General features: G+C 69.7%; 15 protein-coding genes. 13 read left to right on the top strand and 2 right to left on the bottom strand.

Going from position 1 to position 17,144, the window contains the following annotated elements:
- The first annotated feature begins 51 nt into the window (after positions 1–51).
- Positions 52–1,029: a DNA polymerase III subunit delta' gene (locus TX83_RS14785; protein WP_064748728.1), complete on the top strand. Its 978-nt coding sequence runs from the start codon at positions 52–54 to the stop codon at positions 1,027–1,029.
- Positions 1,026–1,385, top strand: a complete 360-nt coding sequence (locus TX83_RS14780; RefSeq protein ID WP_064748727.1) for a PilZ domain-containing protein — start codon at positions 1,026–1,028, stop codon at positions 1,383–1,385. The genes TX83_RS14785 and TX83_RS14780 overlap by 4 nt, the downstream gene beginning before the upstream one ends.
- A 507-nt stretch (positions 1,386–1,892) precedes the next feature.
- Here TX83_RS14780 and TX83_RS14775 read toward each other — a convergent pair.
- Positions 1,893–3,962 (bottom strand): 3-hydroxyacyl-CoA dehydrogenase NAD-binding domain-containing protein, encoded by a 2,070-nt coding sequence (locus TX83_RS14775; RefSeq protein WP_064748726.1) that lies wholly within the window; start codon positions 3,960–3,962, stop codon positions 1,893–1,895.
- A 235-nt stretch (positions 3,963–4,197) separates the two neighbouring features.
- Here TX83_RS14775 and rpoE point away from each other — a divergent pair, with 235 nt between their 5' ends.
- The 9 genes from rpoE (at position 4,198) to recO (ending at position 13,436) form a co-directional block, all read left to right on the top strand.
- On the top strand, positions 4,198–4,800 hold the full coding sequence (gene rpoE, locus TX83_RS14770) for an RNA polymerase sigma factor RpoE (protein ID WP_064748725.1): 603 nt from the start codon (positions 4,198–4,200) through the stop codon (positions 4,798–4,800).
- Positions 4,800–5,720 carry an RseA family anti-sigma factor gene (locus TX83_RS14765; RefSeq protein WP_064748724.1) on the top strand — a complete coding sequence of 307 codons (921 nt, stop codon included), beginning with the start codon at positions 4,800–4,802 and terminating at the stop codon, positions 5,718–5,720. Before rpoE ends, TX83_RS14765 begins: the two co-directional genes overlap by 1 nt.
- 139 nt (positions 5,721–5,859) lie before the next feature.
- On the top strand, positions 5,860–7,428 hold the full coding sequence (locus tag TX83_RS14760) for a DegQ family serine endoprotease (RefSeq protein ID WP_261370147.1): 1,569 nt from the start codon (positions 5,860–5,862) through the stop codon (positions 7,426–7,428).
- Positions 7,429–7,652: 224 nt separating this feature from the next.
- Entirely contained in the window at positions 7,653–9,446 is a 1,794-nt protein-coding gene (lepA, locus tag TX83_RS14755) for a translation elongation factor 4 (protein WP_064748735.1), read from the top strand.
- 187 nt (positions 9,447–9,633) lie between these two features.
- Complete coding sequence (gene lepB / locus TX83_RS14750) at positions 9,634–10,419, top strand: signal peptidase I (protein WP_064748723.1); 786 nt, start codon at positions 9,634–9,636, stop codon at positions 10,417–10,419.
- A gap of 67 nt (positions 10,420–10,486) precedes the next feature.
- Positions 10,487–10,864, top strand: a complete 378-nt coding sequence (locus tag TX83_RS14745) for a DUF4845 domain-containing protein (protein ID WP_064748722.1) — start codon at positions 10,487–10,489, stop codon at positions 10,862–10,864.
- Entirely contained in the window at positions 10,857–11,516 is a 660-nt protein-coding gene (rnc, locus tag TX83_RS14740; RefSeq protein ID WP_064748721.1) for a ribonuclease III, read from the top strand. Before TX83_RS14745 ends, rnc begins: the two co-directional genes overlap by 8 nt.
- 146 nt (positions 11,517–11,662) lie before the next feature.
- The gene (gene era, locus TX83_RS14735; RefSeq protein ID WP_064748720.1) at positions 11,663–12,556 is read left to right on the top strand and encodes a GTPase Era; all 894 of its coding nucleotides are present in this window, start codon (positions 11,663–11,665) and stop codon (positions 12,554–12,556) included.
- 124 nt (positions 12,557–12,680) lie between these two features.
- Positions 12,681–13,436, top strand: coding sequence for a DNA repair protein RecO (recO, locus tag TX83_RS14730; RefSeq protein WP_064748719.1), 756 nt, complete (start codon positions 12,681–12,683; stop codon positions 13,434–13,436).
- A 7-nt stretch (positions 13,437–13,443) separates the two neighbouring features.
- On the opposite strand, the gene TX83_RS14725 is transcribed toward recO, so the two are convergent.
- Positions 13,444–14,166 carry a response regulator gene (locus tag TX83_RS14725; protein ID WP_064748718.1) on the bottom strand — a complete coding sequence of 241 codons (723 nt, stop codon included), beginning with the start codon at positions 14,164–14,166 and terminating at the stop codon, positions 13,444–13,446.
- 45 nt (positions 14,167–14,211) lie between these two features.
- Here TX83_RS14725 and TX83_RS14720 point away from each other — a divergent pair, with 45 nt between their 5' ends.
- Together TX83_RS14720 and TX83_RS14715 are read left to right on the top strand one after the other, a co-directional pair.
- Positions 14,212–16,233, top strand: coding sequence for a hypothetical protein (locus TX83_RS14720; protein WP_064748717.1), 2,022 nt, complete (start codon positions 14,212–14,214; stop codon positions 16,231–16,233).
- Positions 16,234–16,381: 148 nt separating this feature from the next.
- Complete coding sequence (locus tag TX83_RS14715; RefSeq protein ID WP_075575182.1) at positions 16,382–17,020, top strand: YdbL family protein; 639 nt, start codon at positions 16,382–16,384, stop codon at positions 17,018–17,020.
- Positions 17,021–17,144 lie beyond the last annotated feature (124 nt).

Genomic DNA, 17,144 nt, shown 5'->3' with positions numbered 1-17,144 from the left:
GGCGCGGCTGCGCGCGCTGATCGCGCGCACGCCCGCCGCGGGAGCGCAGGCATGAGCGCGCCGGCGTTCGCGAGCTGGCAGCGCCGCATCTACGATCAGGCCAAGGCCTCGATCGCGGCCGGCCGGCTCGGCCACGGCCTGCTGTTCTGCGGCCCGGCCCAGCTCGGCAAGCGCGCGGTCGCCGAGCGTCTGGCGCGCGGCCTGCTGTGCCGCGAACGCGACGCCGACGGCGAGCCGTGCGGTCGTTGCCGCAGCTGCCTGCTGCTCGACGCCGGTACCCATCCGGACTACCAGTTCGTCAGCTTCGTTCCGAACAAGGAAGGCACCCGACTGCGCACCGAGATCGTGATCGAGCAGATCCGCTCGCTGTCCGAGCGCTTGGCGCTGACCCCGCAGTACGGCGGCGCGCAGATCGCGATCATCGATCCGGCCGACGCGATCAACACCGCCGCCTGCAACGCCTTGCTCAAGACCTTGGAAGAGCCGGTGCCGGGGCGGTATCTGTGGTTGGTCAGCTCGCATCCTGCGCGCCTGCCGGCGACCATCCGCAGCCGCTGCCAGCGCCTGGAGTTCCGTCTGCCGCCGCACGACGAGGCCTTGGCCTGGCTGCGCGCGCAAGGCCATGCCGAAGCGGCCGCACGCGAGGCGTTCGACGCCGCGCGCGGGCATCCCGGCCTGGCCCAGGAATGGCTGACCGGCGACGGACTGAAGCTGCGCCGCGAAGTCGCCGCCGATCTGGCCAAGCTCGGCCGCGGCGAAACCTCGGCACCGGAAGTCGCGCAACGCTGGGTCGGCGACGAGCATGCCGCGCTGCGTCTGCGACACGCGTCGGACATCGCGCTGGCCGAAGCCGCCGCCGGCTTGACCGACCCGGGCCGCGCGCGCAGTCTTGCTGCCTGGTTCGATCGCGCCAACCGGACCCGCGATCTGTTGCGGACCACGGTGCGCGCCGATCTGGCCGTTACCGAATTGTTGATGGCCTGGCGCGCCGACGAGACGCGCCGCGCCGCGGGAGGAAGCAGGGCATGAACGCACCGGCAGGGGCAGCGCGGCAGGGCATCCTGTCGCTGACGATCAAGGACAAGGCGGCGCTGTACAGCGCCTACATGCCGTTTCTCAAGTTCGGCGGCATCTTCGTCGCCACGCCCAAGCGTTACTTCATCGGCGACGAGGTGTTCTTGTTGCTGACCCTGCCCGAATCGGGCGAGCGCATGCCGGTGGCCGGCAAGGTGGTGTGGGTCACGCCGACCGGCGCGCAGGGGCATCGTACGGCGGGCATCGGGGTGCAGTTCGCCGAGACGGCTGAAGGCGATGCGGTCAAGGGCAAGATCGAGGCGCTGCTGGCCGGCACCCTCCACGCCGAGCGACCCACCCACACGATGTGACTGCGGCCGCGCCGCTGCGGCATTGCCGGGGCCTCCGCCCAGGGTAGGAGCGGCGCAAGCCGCGACCGCCATCCATCGCTCTCGCCGCGTCTTTGTCCTATGCCCCCCCTGTAGGAGCGGCGCAAGCCGCGACCGCGTTCTTGCGGTCTCGCGGCGTCTGTCGTTCGAAGGCCCGTGGAGTTTCAAAGCTTCAAAGCCGAGCTTCTGTCCGCAAGCGGCCGGATCACTTTCTTTGTCCAAGGCGACAACGTCCTACGGGATTTCCTTCGGTCAAAAGTAACCAAAGAAAACGCCATGGCGGTTTCGGATCAAAAGCCACTACGGGACGAAGCGTGCGCGGGGCTGCTCCGCACAGCCGGCCTCCCTGCGGGCCGCCCTCCGCGGCTTGAGGGCGTTCTCGCAAGATCGATGCGGCGCCAAGCTCTTTACGGCAACGGCAACGGCAACGGCAACAACAAAAAAGCCGCGCATTCGCGCGGCTCTTCGTTGCTTGCGGCGTTGCGCGCTTTACTTGCGCAGCAGCGGCGAATCCCAGCCCTGGCGCGGGGCGAAACGCAGGCCGTAGCGGGCCTGCAGCTGTTGTAGGCGCGCCAGGACGTTGTCGACGCCGGTTTCGCGTACGTACTGGATCGGGCCGCCGCGGAACGGGGCGAAGCCGGTGCCGAAGATCACGCCGGCATCGAGCAGGTCGGGGTCGGCGACCACGCCGTCGTGCAGGCAGGCCACCGCTTCGTTGATCAGCGGCAGGATCAGGCGGTCTTCCAGATCGTTCGGCGCCTTGTAGTCCTTGGCCAGCTCCGGCTTCTGCGCGCGGCCGTTCTCCCACTTGTACAGGCCCTGGCCGTCCTTCTTGCCGCGCTTGCCCGGCTCGACGTTGCTCAGCGCGGCCGGCACTTCCAGGCCCAGGAACGGCGCCAGCTCGGCGCCGACGCCGGCGGCGACGTCCAGGCCGACGGTGTCGATCAGTTCGATCGGGCCCATCGGCATGCCGAATTTGAGCGCGGCCTTGTCGATCGCCGGCCCCGGGATGCCTTCGGCGAAGGCGGTGCCGGCTTCGAGCATGTACGGGAACAGCACCCGGTTGACCAGGAAGCCCGGGCTGCCGGCGACCGGCACCGGCAGCTTGTCGATCGCCTTGCAGAACGCCGCCAGGCGCTGCTCGGTCTCCGGCGCCATCGCATCGTGGCGGATGATCTCCACCAGCGGCATCAGCGCGACCGGGTTGAAGTAGTGCAGGCCGCCGAACTGGGCCGGGCGGCGGATGTGCCCGCGCAGTTCGTCGAGCGGAATCGACGAGGTGTTGGTGGTCAGCAGCGCGTCGGCCTTCAGCCTCGGCTCGACCTGCGCGTACAGCTCGCGCTTGGCCTCGGGCTTCTCGATGATGGCCTCGATCACCAGGTCGGCCGCGTCGGCGCCGTCGCCGGCCAGATCGCTGCGCAGGCGCGCGGCGACCGCCGCGCGCTTGCCGTCGTCCTTGACCTTCTTGGCGAACAGGGCCTGGGCGCGTTCCAGCGCGCCGTCGATGAAACGCTGCTCGCGGTCGGCCAGGGTGACTTCGAAGCCCTTGTAGGCCGACCAGGCGGCGATGTCGCCGCCCATCACGCCGGCGCCGACCACGTGCACGTGCTTGATGCGATGGTCCTTGCCGCCCTGGCCCTTGAGCCGTTCCTGCAGGAAGAACACCCGGATCAGGTTGCGCGCGGTCGGAGTCGAGGCCAGCTTGACCACCGACTTGCGTTCGCCGGCCAGCAGCGCTTGCACGCCGCCGCCGGTGCGCTCCCAGGTCGAGATCAGCGCGTACGGCGCAGGGTAGTGTTCCTTGCGTGCCTTGCGCGCGACCTGCTTGACCAGCATCGGCGCGAGGATCTTGCGCGCCGGCCAGGTGTTGCTGGCCCAGGCGGTGAAGCGCTGCTTGAACGGACGCTGGGCGCCGCTCAAGGCGATGCCGGCGGCGGTGTCGACCAGCACCGCCGGCTCGGCGATCTTGTCGACCAGGCCGATCGCGCGCGCCGCCGTCGCCGACAGGCTGCGGCCGGTCAGCATCAGGTCGAACGCGGCCGGCGCGCCGACCAGGCGCGGCAGGCGCACGCTGCCGCCCCAGCCCGGGTAGATGCCGAGCTTGACCTCGGGCAGGCCGATCCGGGTCGAGCCGTCGCTGCTGGCGACGCGGTAGCGGCAGGCCAAGGCGATTTCGGTGCCGCCGCCCATGCAGAAGCCGTGGATCGCCGCGACCGTGGGGCAGGGCAGTTCGGCCAGGCGCTGGAACACCTGCTGGCCGCGGCGGATGGCGTCGCCGACCGTGCCCTTCTGGTCGAAGGACTGGAATTCCTTGATGTCCGCGCCGGCGATGAAGCCGGTGCTCTTGGCCGAGCGCAGCACCAGGCCCTTGGGCGGGTCCAGCGCCAGCCGTTCGAGCAGGCCGTCGAGTTCGATCAGCACGTCCTGGGCGAAGGTGTTGACCGGCGCGCCTTCGCGGTCGAAGGAGAGCACCAGCACGCCGTCCGCGCGCAGTTCGGTGTGCCAGTGCCGGGCACGGAGCCCGTCAAACGCGGTGAGGCCGTCGAGGGCTGCAGTCATTGCCGCACCATCCGTTCAGGTATGGGGAGGCCGCTATCATCCCGATTGTGTTTCGCCGCCGTCAAATCCGTTCGCTCCGGCGCCCGTCCGTACGGCAAGTCCCCGGCGGCTGTGGGACACTTGACGGTTGCGAGCGTTCGCCGCCGACCCCATTGATCCGGCGATTGAACTTTTTCCCCGACAGGGTTGTCCCATTGTTCGGCCATGGCCGAGCTGACAGGAGTGCCGGCGCGGTATGGCCGAGAATGAGTTGGACCAGGAGCTGGTCAGGCGTGTCCAGCGCGGCGACAGTGCGGCCTTCGATGCCTTGGTGCGCAAGTACCAGCATCGGATCACCGCGCTGATCGGGCGCTACATCCCCGACTGGAGCGAATGCCAGGACGTGGCCCAGGAAACCTTCATCCGCGCCTACCGCGCGATGGCGAATTTCCGCGGCGACGCCCAGTTCTATACGTGGTTGCACCGTATCGCCGTGAATACCGCCAAAAACTACCTGGTAGCGCAGAACCGCCGGCCGCCGACCGACGACATCGACGCCGGCGACGCCGAGCAGTACGACGCCGGCATCCGCCTGCGCGATACCGATACGCCGGAACACGAACTGCTGCGGCAGGAGATCGAACGCACCGTGATGCGGGTGGTCGAGTCGCTGCCGGAGGAACTGCGGGCCGCCATCACCATGCGCGAGGTCGACGGCCTGAGCTACGACGAGATCGCGCAGAAGATGGGGTGCCCGATCGGCACGGTGCGGTCGCGGATCTTCCGCGCCCGCGAGGCGATCGACACCGAACTTCGGCCCTTGCTGGACAATCAGGACACCCGGGAGCGCGCGCACTGATGATGTCGAACACTATCCATGGCGATGATCGCGAGAACCTGAGCGCCTTGTTCGATGGCGAGCTCGACGGCGACGCCGCGCGCTTCGCGCTCAAGCGGCTCGGCCACGACGCGCAATGGCGCCAGGCCTGCGGCCGCTGGCAATTGTGCGGCGACGTGCTGCGCGGCCGCGCCCAGGGCGTGGCGCCGGCCGATTTCGCCGACCGGGTCGCGGCCGCGATCGCGGCCGACGCCGCGATCCAGCGTTCGCGCGAGAGCGCCGCTCCGGCCGATGCGATCCGCGAGCGTCCGCGCAGCCGCCGCGGCTGGTTCGGCGGCGCTGCGCTGGCCGCTTCGGTCGCGGTCGCGGCCTTGTTCGTGGCGCGGCCGTTCTCCGACGACGCCGCTGGCGGCAGCGCCGACCCGGTGCAGGTGACGGTTCCGGCCCTGGCCGCCGCCCAGCCGCAGCCTGCGACCCCGGCCGCCGCCGACCCGGCCGCCACCGCGAGCGGCGTGCCGGCGGCGACCTCGGGCGACGCTTCGGTCCTGGCCGGCGGCGCCGCCGCGACCGCGGTCGCCGTGGCCGAGCTGCCGCGGCGGCTGAACGAACGCCGCTCGCGCGGCCAGAGCCAGCGCGCCGCGCTGCGCGCATCGGCCGGGCGCCAGGCCGAAGCGCCGGTGCAGGTCGCCGCGATCGGCGGCGCCTCGCCGCTGCCGGCCGATGCCGCTCGCAACCCGTTCCACCCGCCGCAGAACGAAACGCCAGCGGCGCGACCGTGGCCGCGCGCGGTGTTGCCGAACTTCCCGGCCGACCACGGTTACACCGCGAGCTACGGCAGCAGCGGTTCGTTGTCGCCTTCGTTCTATCCGTTCGAGCCCGCCGCCGCGACCGATGAGCCGCGCGTCCGTGCGCCGGCTCCGGAGCGGTCGCCGCAGCCCTGAGTCCGGGCCCGGCGGTCGGCCCATCCGGCCGGCCGGGTCCGTTTCCGAAGCATCCCCATCGTCGCCTGCGCGGCCGTGCCGCGCGACGGCCCCCTGTTGTCCGCGTTCCGACCCTCAACCATCGTCACGAGGCCGCTTCATGACCCGCTTCCCGATGCTCCGCCTGTCGTCGAACCGCGCCGCGGCCGCCGGCCGCACGCGTGGCCGTCCCCTGCATTCCCTGGCCCTGATCGGCGCGATCGCCGTCGCCTTGCCGGCGGCGTGCACGGCGCAGGCGCCGACCGCCCCGATCGCGCCGCCGCCGGCGGCGACCCCGGCCGCGCCGATCGTGGCCGGCCTGCCGGATTTCACCGCCCTGGTGCAACGGGTCGGCCCGGCGGTGGTCAACATCAGCGCCGAGAGCACGCCCAAGCGGGTCGCCCGCGGCGGCATGCCCGATGAGGAACAGATCCCCGAGTTCTTCCGCCGCTTTTTCGGCCCCGACTTCCCCGGCCCGGGCGGCCAGGGGCCGCGCCAGCCGCGTGGCGGCGGGCGTTCGATCGGCAGCGGTTTCCTGATCTCGCAGGACGGCTACGTGCTGACCAACCATCATGTGGTCGACGGCGCCGACACGGTCACGGTCAAGCTGACCGACCGGCGCGAGTTCAAGGCCAAGGTGATCGGCAGCGACGAGCAGTCCGACGTCGCCCTGCTCAAGATCGAGGCCAAGGGGCTGCCGTTCCTGCGCGCCGCCCAGGCCGGCCACACCAAGGCCGGGCAGTGGGTGGTCGCGATCGGCTCGCCGTTCGGCCTCGACCACTCGGTCACCGCCGGCATCGTCAGCGCGGTCGGACGCAGCAATCCCTATGCTGATCAGCGCTATGTGCCGTTCATCCAGACCGACGTGGCGATCAACCAGGGCAATTCCGGCGGCCCGCTGCTGAACACCGGCGGCGAGGTGGTCGGGATCAATTCGCAGATCTTCTCCAATTCCGGCGGCTACATGGGGGTCAGCTTCGCGATCCCGATCGACGTGGCGATGAACTCGGCCGAGCAGTTGCGGGCCAAGGGCAAGGTCAGCCGCGGCCAGCTCGGCGTGGTGGTGCAGCCGCTGGATGCGACCAAGGCCGCCGCGCTGGGCCTGCCCGACAGCAACGGCGCCCTGATCGCGCAGGTCCTGGACGGCGGTCCGGCGGACAAGGCCGGGCTGGTGCCGGGCGACGTGGTGCGCTCGGTCAACGGCACCGCGGTGTACGAGTCCAGCGACCTGCCGCCGCTGATCGGCAACCTGGCGCCGGGCAGCAAGGCGCGGGTCGGCGTGTTCCGCGACGGCAAGACGGTCGAGCTGACCGTGGCGGTCAACGAGTTGAACGGCGACGGCGCGCTGGCGGCCAACGATGCGTCGGGCAACGGCAGCGATGCCGCACCGTCGCGCAGCGGCGGCAACGCCCTGGGCATCGCCGCCCAGGACCTCGACCCGGCCGCGCGCCAGCGCCTGGGCCTGAAGGCCGGCGAGGGCGTGGCGGTGCGCGATCCGGGCCCGGCCGCCGCCGAGGCCGGGGTCCGTCCCGGCGACGTGATCCTCTCCGTCGGCCGCACCGCAGTCGGCAGCGCCGCGGCGCTGGAGCGGGCCCTGGCCGGGACCCGTCCGGGCCAGACGGCGATGCTGCTGGTCCGCCGTGGCAGCGCCACCCAGTTCATCGCGGTCCAGGCCGGGCAGGGCAAGTAACCCAGGCCGGCGGCGTGCCGGCCCCTCGCGTAGCCAAGGGGGCCGGTCGGCTGGCTCGGACACCGGCGGCGACCGGTTCCGGCCAGACTCGGCGCCCGCCCCACGGCGGGCGCCGGCGTGGTCGTGCGCACGGTTCGGCCCGCCGCCCGGCCGCGGCGGGCCGGGGGCTATGCGATAATCCCCCGTTAACTCTCATGGAACCGGCGAGCTCCGCGTCGCCTCGCATGCAACAGATCCGAAACTTTTCGATCATCGCCCACGTCGACCACGGCAAGTCGACGCTCGCCGACCGCATCATCCAGCTGTGCGGCGGCCTCGAAGCGCGCGAAATGGAAGCCCAGGTGCTCGACTCGAACCCGATCGAGCGCGAGCGCGGCATCACCATCAAGGCCCAGTCCGTGTCCCTGCCGTACAAGGCCAAGGACGGCAAGGTCTACCAGCTGAACTTCATCGACACCCCCGGCCACGTCGACTTCTCCTACGAAGTCAGCCGCTCGCTGGCCGCCTGCGAGGGCGCGCTGCTGGTGGTCGACGCCGCCCAGGGCGTCGAGGCCCAGTCGGTCGCCAACTGCTACACCGCGGTCGAGCAGGGCCTGGAAGTGGTGCCGGTGCTCAACAAGATCGACCTGCCGACCGCCGACATCGAGCGCGCCAAGACCGAAATCGAGGCCGTGATCGGCATCGACGCCGAGGACGCGGTCGCGATCAGCGCCAAGACCGGCCTCAACGTCGAGCTGGTGCTGGAGGCGATCGTGCATCGCATCCCGCCGCCGAAGCCGCGCGACACCGACAAGCTGCAGGCGCTGATCATCGACTCCTGGTTCGACAACTACCTCGGCGTGGTCTCGCTGGTGCGGGTCATGCAGGGCGAAATCGGACCGGGCAGCAAGATCCTGGTGATGTCGACCGGGCGCACCCATCAGGTCGACAAGGTCGGCGTGTTCACCCCCAAGCGCAAGGAGCTGCCCAAGCTCGGCGCCGGCGAGGTGGGCTGGATCACCGCCTCGATCAAGGACGTGCACGGCGCGCCGGTCGGCGACACCCTGACCCTGGCCTCCGATCCCGCGCCGGGTCCGCTGCCGGGCTTCCAGGAAATGCAGCCGCGCGTGTTCGCCGGCCTGTTCCCGGTCGACGCCGAGGACTACCCGGCGCTGCGCGAGGCGCTGGAGAAACTGCGCCTCAACGACGCCGCGCTGCGTTTCGAGCCGGAAAGCTCCGAGGCGATGGGCTTCGGCTTCCGCTGCGGCTTCCTCGGCATGCTGCACATGGAGATCGTGCAGGAGCGCCTGGAGCGCGAGTACGACCTCAACCTGATCAGCACCGCGCCGACGGTGATCTACGAGGTGCTCAAGACCGACGGCAGCGTGATCCCGATGGACAACCCGGCCAAGCTGCCGCCGGTGAACATGGTCGAGGAGATCCGCGAGCCGGTGATCCGCGCCAACATCCTCACCCCGCCCGACTACATCGGCAACGTGATCAAGCTGTGCGAGGAAAAGCGCGGCGTGCAGATCGGCATCACCTACATGGCCAGCCAGGTGCAGATCAGCTACGAGCTGCCGATGGCCGAGGTGGTGCTGGACTTCTTCGACAAGCTCAAGTCGGTCAGCCGCGGCTATGCCTCGCTGGACTACCACTTCCTGCGCTTCCAGGGCGGCCCGTTCGTGCGCGTGGATACGTTGATCAATGGCGACAAGGTCGATGCGTTGAGCATCATCTGCCACCGCAGCCACGCCGACCGGCGCGGTCGCGACCTGTGCGAACGGATGAAGGACCTGATTCCTCGGCAGATGTTCGACGTCGCGATCCAGGCCGCGATCGGCTCGCAGATCATCGCCCGCAGCACGGTCAAGGCGATGCGCAAGAACGTGTTGGCCAAGTGCTATGGTGGCGACATCACTCGCAAGAAGAAGCTGTTGGAAAAGCAGAAAGAAGGCAAGAAGCGGATGAAGCAGGTCGGTCGGGTCGAGATTCCGCAGGAAGCGTTCCTGGCTGTGCTGACGGTCGACAACAAGTAAGCGCGGATTGGCGATTTGGGATTGGGGATTGGGAAGCAAGAGGCGCCCGGGCGGCTGAGATGCGGTCGCAGCGAGCGGTCTCGGATTCGAACCGAACCCGCCCCCGAGTTCCCGGTCAATTCCCGGCTCCCGCTTTAACCAATCCCAAATTCCGAATCTCGAATCCCGGCTTTAAAAGGACAACTGCATGCGTTGGTTCGAAATCGCCCTGGTGTCGCTGACGATCTTCACCGGACTGGTCTGGCTGCTGGACAAGCTGGTGCTGGCCAAGCGCCGGGCCGCGAACGAGGGCCTGCTGGACGACGGCAAGGAGCCGGTGGTCGTCGACTACTCCAAGGCGTTCTTCCCGGTGCTGTTCGTGGTCCTGATCCTGCGCAGCTTCATCGCCGAGCCGTTCCGGATCCCGTCCAACTCGATGATGCCGACCCTGCTGACCGGCGATTTCATCCTGGTCAACAAGTTCACCTACGGCCTGCGCCTGCCGATCACCAACCACAAGGTGCTGGCGATGGGCGAACCCGAGCGCGGCGACGTGGTGGTGTTCCGGCCGCCGCATCATCCCGAGCAGGACTGGATCAAGCGCGTGATCGGCTTGCCCGGCGACAAGATCGTCTATCGCGACGGCCGCCTGACCGTGAACGGCGAACCGATCGCCTACGCGCCGGTCGGGGTCTACCAGGGCCGCGGCAACGGCGTGGAAATGACCGGCGCGCAGGAACTGCGCGAGCAGGTCGGCAAGCACATGCACAATATCCTCCTGCGCACCGAGTCGCCGCTGCTGGATCAGGGCGAGGGCGAATGGGAGGTGCCCGAGGGGCAGTATTTTGTGATGGGCGACAATCGCGACAACAGCGAGGACAGCCGATACTGGGGCTATCTGCCGGAGCAGAACCTGCGCGGCAAGGCGTTCCTGATCTGGATGAACTTGGACGGGGGCGTGGACTTCTCGCGCATCGGCAGCAGCATTCCGTAACGGCGCGAGCCGTTGCGGTGGGGACGTGGTGGGTTGGACCAACCGGTTGATCGAAGGGGATCGAGGTATGAAGCGTAATCAAGGCGGTATGACCCTGCTGGGGTTCATCATCGTGTTGGCGGTGGTCGGCGTGTTCGCCTACATGGGCATGAAGCTGGTGCCGATGTATTCGGAGTTCTATTCGGTCAAGCGTTCGCTGTCCGACCTGGCCCAGGAGCCGGGCGCCGGACACATGGACGGCGCCAGGGCGCGCGACCTGTTCTTCCGCCGCATGGACATGAGCTATGTCGACAGCGTGAAGCAGGAAAACTTCAAGATCGTGCGCAACGACCGGGGCATGGAAATCACCGTGGCCTACGAAGTGCGGCGTCCGCTGATCGCCAACCTCGATGTGGTCGGCCGTTTCAAGGCGGTCCAGCAGCTGACCTCGAAAGAAGGTGACTGATCCGATCGGCCATCGCTTCGCCGACCCGGCGTTGCTGCAGCAAGCCCTGACTCATCGCAGCGCCGGGGCGCCGCATAACGAACGCCTGGAGTTTCTCGGCGATGCGCTGGTCAATCTGATCGTGGCCGAAGCGCTGTACCAGCGTTGGCCGCAAGCCGACGAGGGCGCGTTGACGCGCGCCCGCGCCGAACTGGTGCGCGAATCGGCGCTGGCGCCGATCGCGCGCGCCCTGGAACTGGGCGCCCGCCTGACCCTGGGGCCGGGCGAAATGAAGTCCGGCGGCCACCGCCGCGATTCGATTCTGGCCGACGCGCTGGAGGCCGTGGTCGCGGCGATCTACCTCGACGCCGGTTTCGAAGCCTGCCGCGCCCGGGTCCTGCCCTGGTTCGTGCCGGCGATGGAGGCCCTGCCGCCCGCGCACAAGGTCGGCAAGGATGCCAAGACCCGCCTGCAGGAATGGCTGCAAGGTCGGCAAAAACCCCTGCCTGTGTACGCCCTGCTGTCGGAAAGCGGCGAGGACCACGCCAAGACCTTCCGGGTCAGTTGCACCTTGAGCCAGCCGCCGTTGAGCGCCGAAGGCGAAGCCGGCTCCCGCCGCGCCGCCGAGCAATTGGCGGCGGACGAGGTGCTGCGGCGGTTGAAGGCCGATTGAGCGGGGATTGGGGATTTGTAACAGCGGGGATTCGGGATTCGGAATTCGCTAAAGCCGCCTCCGGGCGGCTTTACGCTTTTTGCCAATCCCGAATCCCCAATCCCCGCTCCATTGCCCCCACCGCCGCCCGGGGGGACAATTCGCGCATGACTTCTTCTTCCCATCGCGCCGGCCACGTCGCCGTCATCGGCCGTCCCAACGTCGGCAAATCCACCCTGGTCAATGCCCTGGTCGGGGCCAAGGTCAGCATCGTCTCGCCGCGGCCGCAGACCACCCGCCATCGCCTGCTCGGCATCGCCACCTTCCCCGAGGGCCAGTTGCTGCTGGTCGACACGCCCGGTATTCACCGCGAGCAGAAGCGGGCCATGAACCGGATGATGAACCGCGCCGCGCGCGGCTCGCTGGAAGGGGTGGATGCGGCCTTGCTGGTGGTGCGCGCCGGCCAGTGGGACGACGAGGACACCCTGGCGTTCGACGCATTGCGCGGTGCCGGCCTGCCGGTGGTGCTGGTGGTGAACCAGGTCGACCGCATCGCCGACAAGGCCGCCCTGCTGCCGTACTTGGCCAAGGTCAGCGAGGGCCGCGATTTCGCCAGCGTGCACCCGGTGTCGGCGCTGAAGAACAAGGGCCTGGAGGCGCTGGTCAAGAGCGTGCTGGCGCTGCTGCCGGAACAGGAAGCGCTGTATGGCGAGGACGAGATCACCGACAAGAGCCAGCGCTTCCTTGCCGGCGAGATGGTGCGCGAGCAGCTGATGCGCCAGCTCGGCGAAGAGCTGCCGTACGCGACCACGGTCGAGATCGAGCGCTTCGCCGTCGACGGCGCGATGCTGCGCATCGGCGCGGTGATCTGGGTCGAACGCGACGGCCAGAAGGCGATCGTGATCGGCAAAGGCGGCGCCCGCCTGCGCGAAATCGGCGCCAAGGCCCGAGTGCAGATGGAGCGCCTGTTCGGTTCCAAGGTGTTCCTGGAGACCTGGGTCCGCGTACGCGAAGGCTGGTCCGACGACGAGGCGGCGCTGCGCCAGTTGGGGTATGAGTGAGGTTGGGATTAAGGATTAGGGATTAGGGATTGGTCGAAGCAAGTCCGTCCTCGCTGTGTAGGTTCACAGCACCGCGTATCGCACTTCCGAATCCCCAATCCCGAATCCCCAATCCCGGCACCACATGCACCTGACCGCCGAACCCGCCTACGTGCTGCATACGCGCCCCTGGCGCGAGACCAGCTTGTTGGTGGAGGTGTTGAGCGAGCAGCACGGGCGGGTCGGCTTGGTCGCGCGCGGCGTGCAGGGGCCGAAGCGGCAGGTGTTGCGCGCGGCTTTGCAGCCGTTCCAGCACATCCGCGTGGATGCGCTGTTGCGCGGCGAGTTGGCGCGTCTGACCGCGGCCGAGGCGCTCGATGCGGCGCCGCGCCTGGACGGCGATGCGGCGCTGGCCGGTTTCTATGTCAACGAATTGCTGTTGCGGCTGGTGCCGCGGCACGATCCGTTTCCGGAGTTGTACGAGCTTTACGGCCGAACCCGCGCGCGTCTGCCGGGCGAGGGGCTGGCCTGGACCTTGCGCCGGTTCGAACGCGACCTGCTCGAAGCGCTGGGGTCGGGGTTCGACTGGAGCGTCGATGCCGACGGCACGCCGATCGATCCGGCTGCGCGTTACCGGCTCGATCCCGAGCAGGGGCCGCGCCGTCTGCTCAGCGACCGCGGCCACGGCGAGCGCAGCGCCGCGGCGACCGGGCGCGCGCTGCTGGCGCTGGCCCGCGACCTCGCGCCGGAGTCGTCGGATCTGCCGGGGCTGCGCCAGGCGCTGCGCGCGGTACTGACCCACCACCTCGGCCCGCGCGGGCTGAAATCCTGGGAAATGATGGCGGAGCTGTCGCGAGTGCGCAGCCGGCCCGGGCGGGAGCCGGACGCGGCGCAGGATTAGCGCCGGCTCAGCCGGTCGCCTGCACGGTGTCGTCGGCGGCGGCGGCCAGGCGCGTCAGCGCGGCGGCCGAATCGGGCTGCGCCTGCAGTTCCTGCACCGCCTGGGCGAGCCTCAGGGCGCCGACGAAACCGCAGCTGGCGCGCAACTTGTGCAGCTCGGCGCGCACCGCGTCGACATTGCCGAGCCGGTGAGCGCTTTCGATCGCATGGCGCGCATTGGGCAACTCCTGCAGGAACAGACCGCGCAAGGTGGCGATATGGGTGCGATTGCCGTTGAGCGCACGCGCCGCGCTGTCGTCGTCCCACACCGGCTCGGCGCTCGCGGCGGCGGCCGGCGCCTCGGCGCACTCTTGCCCGGGCAGGGCCAACAGGCGCCGGATCGCGGCGCGCACCGCGGCCGCAGGCAGCGGCTTGACCAGCACTTCGCTGAAGCCCGAAGCGATCAGCCGTTCGCGCACGTCGCTTTCGCCGGTGGCGGTGTGCGCGACCGCGATCGTGCGCGGATGGCGCCGGCGCAGGCGCGCGAGCAACTCGCTGCCGCTGCCGTCGGGCAGGTTGGCGTCGAACAGCCACAGCTGATAGTCCTGCGCGTCGCCCAGCGCGAGCGCGGCGGCCAGGCTGTCGGCGCCGTCGACTTCGGCCGGTATCGCCTCGACCGCGGCGGTGAGAAAGGCGCGGCTGGTGGGGTCGTCCTCGACCAGCAGCACGCGTGGAACTGGGGAATTCTTCATTGCCGGTTCGCTTTCGCCCGCTATCCTGCGTCCATGCTGAGGGCCATGTTACGCCTCCTGATCGGTTTGTCGCTGCCCCTGGCCGGGATCGCAGCGGCCGATGTGCAGGCGCGCACACTGACCGCGCGGATCGAACGCGTGCATACGGCGGTGGCCCAGCTCGATGGCGTGACGGTGCGGCTGTCGTGGCCGGAGGGCGCCGGACAGGGCGACCTGCAACTGCAGGCCGCGCGGGTCGAAGCGCCGGAGCTGGGCTATCGCTACCGCGATTTGAACTGGCGCTGCCCTTTGCGCCGCGACGGGCGCGGCGGCTGGGCCTGCGCCGGCGAGCTGCGCAGCGGCCGCGGGCCGACCTTGCGCCTGGCCCTGGACCTGGGCGTGGCCAGCACCGACGCACGGCTGAGCCGCGGCGACAGTGTGCTCACCCTGCGCCGCGATGCGGCCAGCCCCGACCTGACCCGGATCGATCTGAGCCGGGTGCCCTTGGCCTGGACTCAGGCCCTGCTGGCCCAGGCGTGGCCGGAGGGGCGGATCAAGGCCGGCACTCTGGACGGCCGGCTCGACATCGCCGCGCCCGAACGCGGGCCGCTGCGCATCGCCGGGCCGTTGCGGCTGGCCGGCGGCGCCTTCGACACCCCCGACGGTTCGGTCGCGGCCGAGCGCCTCGGCGCTCATCTGAACCTGGACAGCGCGATCGGCGCCGGCCAGCGTTTCACGATCGACGGCGGCCTGCAGGGCGGCGAACTGTTGTTCGGCAATGCCTACCTGGCGTTGCAGCAGCGGCCGGTGGAATTGCGCGTCGAGGCCGAGCGCGGCGCCGGCGAGTCCGGCTGGCGCCTGCCGCAGTGGCGATGGCGCGACGGCCGCCTGCTTCAGGCCGAGGGCAGCGCCGCGCTGGGGGCCGACGCCGGCCTGGCCGCGCTCGACCTGCAACTGCGCAGCGAGGACCTGGCGCCGGTGCGCGACGCGTACCTTTCCGGTTTCCTCGCTCTGGCCGGTTTGTCGCAACTGGAACTCGGCGGCGTCGCCCAGGCGCGGCTGCGGCTGCGCGACGGCGAACTGCAACAGGCACAGGCACGGTTGGGCGCGGTGCGGTTGAACGACCCGCAAGGCCGCTTCCGCTTCGAGGGGCTCGACGGCGAACTGCGCTATTCGGACGCCGATCCGGTCGACAGCGAACTGAGCTGGAGCGGCGGGGCGCTGTACGGACTCGAGTTCGGCCCGACCCGGTTGCCGTTCTCCAGCGACCATGGCGAGTTGCGCCTGCGCCGCGCGATCGGCTTCCCCATGCTGGGCGGCCAGGTCGGCATCGACGGCCTGCGCCTGCGTCCGCCGGCCGGCGGGCGCGGCCTGGACCTGCGCTTCGGCCTGACCCTGGACCGGCTCGATATCGGCCGCCTGGCCAAGGCCCTGGACGGACCGGCGTTCACCGGCGAACTCAGCGGCCGCCTGCCGCAGGCGCATTACGCCGACGACCGGCTCGAGCTCGATGGCGGGCTGAGCATGCAATTGTTCGGCGGCACGGTGGCGGTGTCGTCGCTGGCGATGGAGCGGCCGTTCGGGGTCGCGCCGACCCTGAGTTCGGACCTGGCGCTGGAAAACCTGGACCTAGAATCGCTGACCGGCGTATTCGGCTTCGGCAGCATCACCGGCCGCCTGTTCGGCCGCATCGACCGGCTGCGTCTGGTCGACTGGCAGCCGGTCGCGTTCGACGCCGAATTGCACACGCGCAAGACCCCCGGCGTGCGCCAGCGGATCAGCCAACGCGCGGTGCAGGACCTGTCCAGCGTCGGCGACTCGTCCTTCGTCGGCAGCCTGCAGGACCGCCTGATCGGTTTCTTCGACGACTTCGGCTATGCCCGCATCGGCATTTCCTGTCGCCTCGCCGAGGAGGTCTGCCACATGGGCGGGCTGGGGCCGGCCAAGAACAACGGCTTCCTGATCGTGCAGGGCGCCGGGCTGCCGCATCTGGACGTGGTCGGCTACAACCGCCGGGTCGACTGGCCGACCCTGCTGGAACGCCTGGAAGCGGTCAGCAAGGGCGAGCTCAAGCCGGTGGTGCAGTGACCGCCGGCGCGGTGATGGGCGCGCGGCCGCGGGTCGCGTATCCCGCCGTTCAACGGCGCCGTGGTTCAATAGGCGCCGAATCGTTCAGCCCGCGCCCGGATGCGCGGGGCCTCGCGCAGGACGCGCGCCCACGAAAAGGAAACCGATCATGCGCCGTTGGATGGGAGTACCGGTCGCCGCCGTGATGTTGACGGCCTGCGTGACCATCAACGTCTATTTCCCGGCCGCCGAGGCCAAGGAAGCGGCCAAGGAATTCGTCGAGAAGGTGATCGGCGACCAGGCCCCGGCGACGGCGCCGCAACCCGAGCCGGCCAAGCCCGGCGGCGGACTCGGCGCGGTGCGGCCGCAGGCCCCGGCCAGCGACGTCAGCCGGCTCGCGGCGCGCATCGACTGGCTGTCCCTGGTCGGCATCGGCAGCGCCTACGCGCAGTCGCCGGACATCTCGATCAAGACCCCGGCGATCCAGGCGATCCAGTCGCGCATGGCCTCGCGCTTCGACAGCCAGCTGCGCGCCCATTTCGATTCCGGCGCCCTGGGCTTCACCAACAACGGCACCGTCAGCGTGCGCGACGCCGGCAAGATCCCGCTCGGCGACCGGGTCGCGGTCAACCAGGCGGTGGCCGACCAGGGCCGCGATTCGGCCGCGGTCTACCGCGAGATCGCCGTCGCCAACGGGCACCCCGAGTGGGAAGGCCAGATCCGCCAGGTGTTCGCCCGGCAGTGGATCGAAAGCGCCAAGGGCGGCTGGTGGTATCAGGATGCGGGCGGCGGTTGGAAGCAGAAATAGCCGGGATTGGGGATTCGGGATTGGTTTGGAGCCGGGATTCGGCATTAGGGATTCGGGATTGGCTTAAAGCCGAAATTCGGGATTCGGGATCGGTTGAAGCCCTGCTTGCGACGTGAAAGGCCCG

The sequence above is a fragment of the Lysobacter antibioticus HS124 genome (assembly GCF_000336385.2).
GTDB lineage: Bacteria > Pseudomonadota > Gammaproteobacteria > Xanthomonadales > Xanthomonadaceae > Lysobacter > Lysobacter firmicutimachus.
The sequence above is the reverse complement of the archived record's forward strand: the minus strand, read 5'-3'. Positions and strand labels throughout refer to the sequence as shown.

Bases quoted from the DNA above. Each gene is read 5' to 3' on its own strand.
- TX83_RS14745 (WP_064748722.1), top strand. From the start codon at position 10,487: ATGAAGCGTAATCAAGGCGGTATGACCCTGCTGGGGTTCATCATCGTG.
- TX83_RS14715 (WP_075575182.1), top strand. From the start codon at position 16,382: ATGCGCCGTTGGATGGGAGTACCGGTCGCCGCCGTGATGTTGACGGCC.
- era (WP_064748720.1), top strand. From the start codon at position 11,663: ATGACTTCTTCTTCCCATCGCGCCGGCCACGTCGCCGTCATCGGCCGT.
- lepB (WP_064748723.1), top strand. From the start codon at position 9,634: ATGCGTTGGTTCGAAATCGCCCTGGTGTCGCTGACGATCTTCACCGGA.
- TX83_RS14765 (WP_064748724.1), top strand. From the start codon at position 4,800: ATGATGTCGAACACTATCCATGGCGATGATCGCGAGAACCTGAGCGCC.
- TX83_RS14785 (WP_064748728.1), top strand. From the start codon at position 52: ATGAGCGCGCCGGCGTTCGCGAGCTGGCAGCGCCGCATCTACGATCAG.
- TX83_RS14760 (WP_261370147.1), top strand. From the start codon at position 5,860: ATGACCCGCTTCCCGATGCTCCGCCTGTCGTCGAACCGCGCCGCGGCC.
- TX83_RS14725 (WP_064748718.1), bottom strand. From the start codon at position 14,166: ATGAAGAATTCCCCAGTTCCACGCGTGCTGCTGGTCGAGGACGACCCC.
- TX83_RS14775 (WP_064748726.1), bottom strand. From the start codon at position 3,962: ATGACTGCAGCCCTCGACGGCCTCACCGCGTTTGACGGGCTCCGTGCC.
- lepA (WP_064748735.1), top strand. From the start codon at position 7,653: ATGCAACAGATCCGAAACTTTTCGATCATCGCCCACGTCGACCACGGC.
- TX83_RS14720 (WP_064748717.1), top strand. From the start codon at position 14,212: ATGTTACGCCTCCTGATCGGTTTGTCGCTGCCCCTGGCCGGGATCGCA.
- rpoE (WP_064748725.1), top strand. From the start codon at position 4,198: ATGGCCGAGAATGAGTTGGACCAGGAGCTGGTCAGGCGTGTCCAGCGC.
- recO (WP_064748719.1), top strand. From the start codon at position 12,681: ATGCACCTGACCGCCGAACCCGCCTACGTGCTGCATACGCGCCCCTGG.
- TX83_RS14780 (WP_064748727.1), top strand. From the start codon at position 1,026: ATGAACGCACCGGCAGGGGCAGCGCGGCAGGGCATCCTGTCGCTGACG.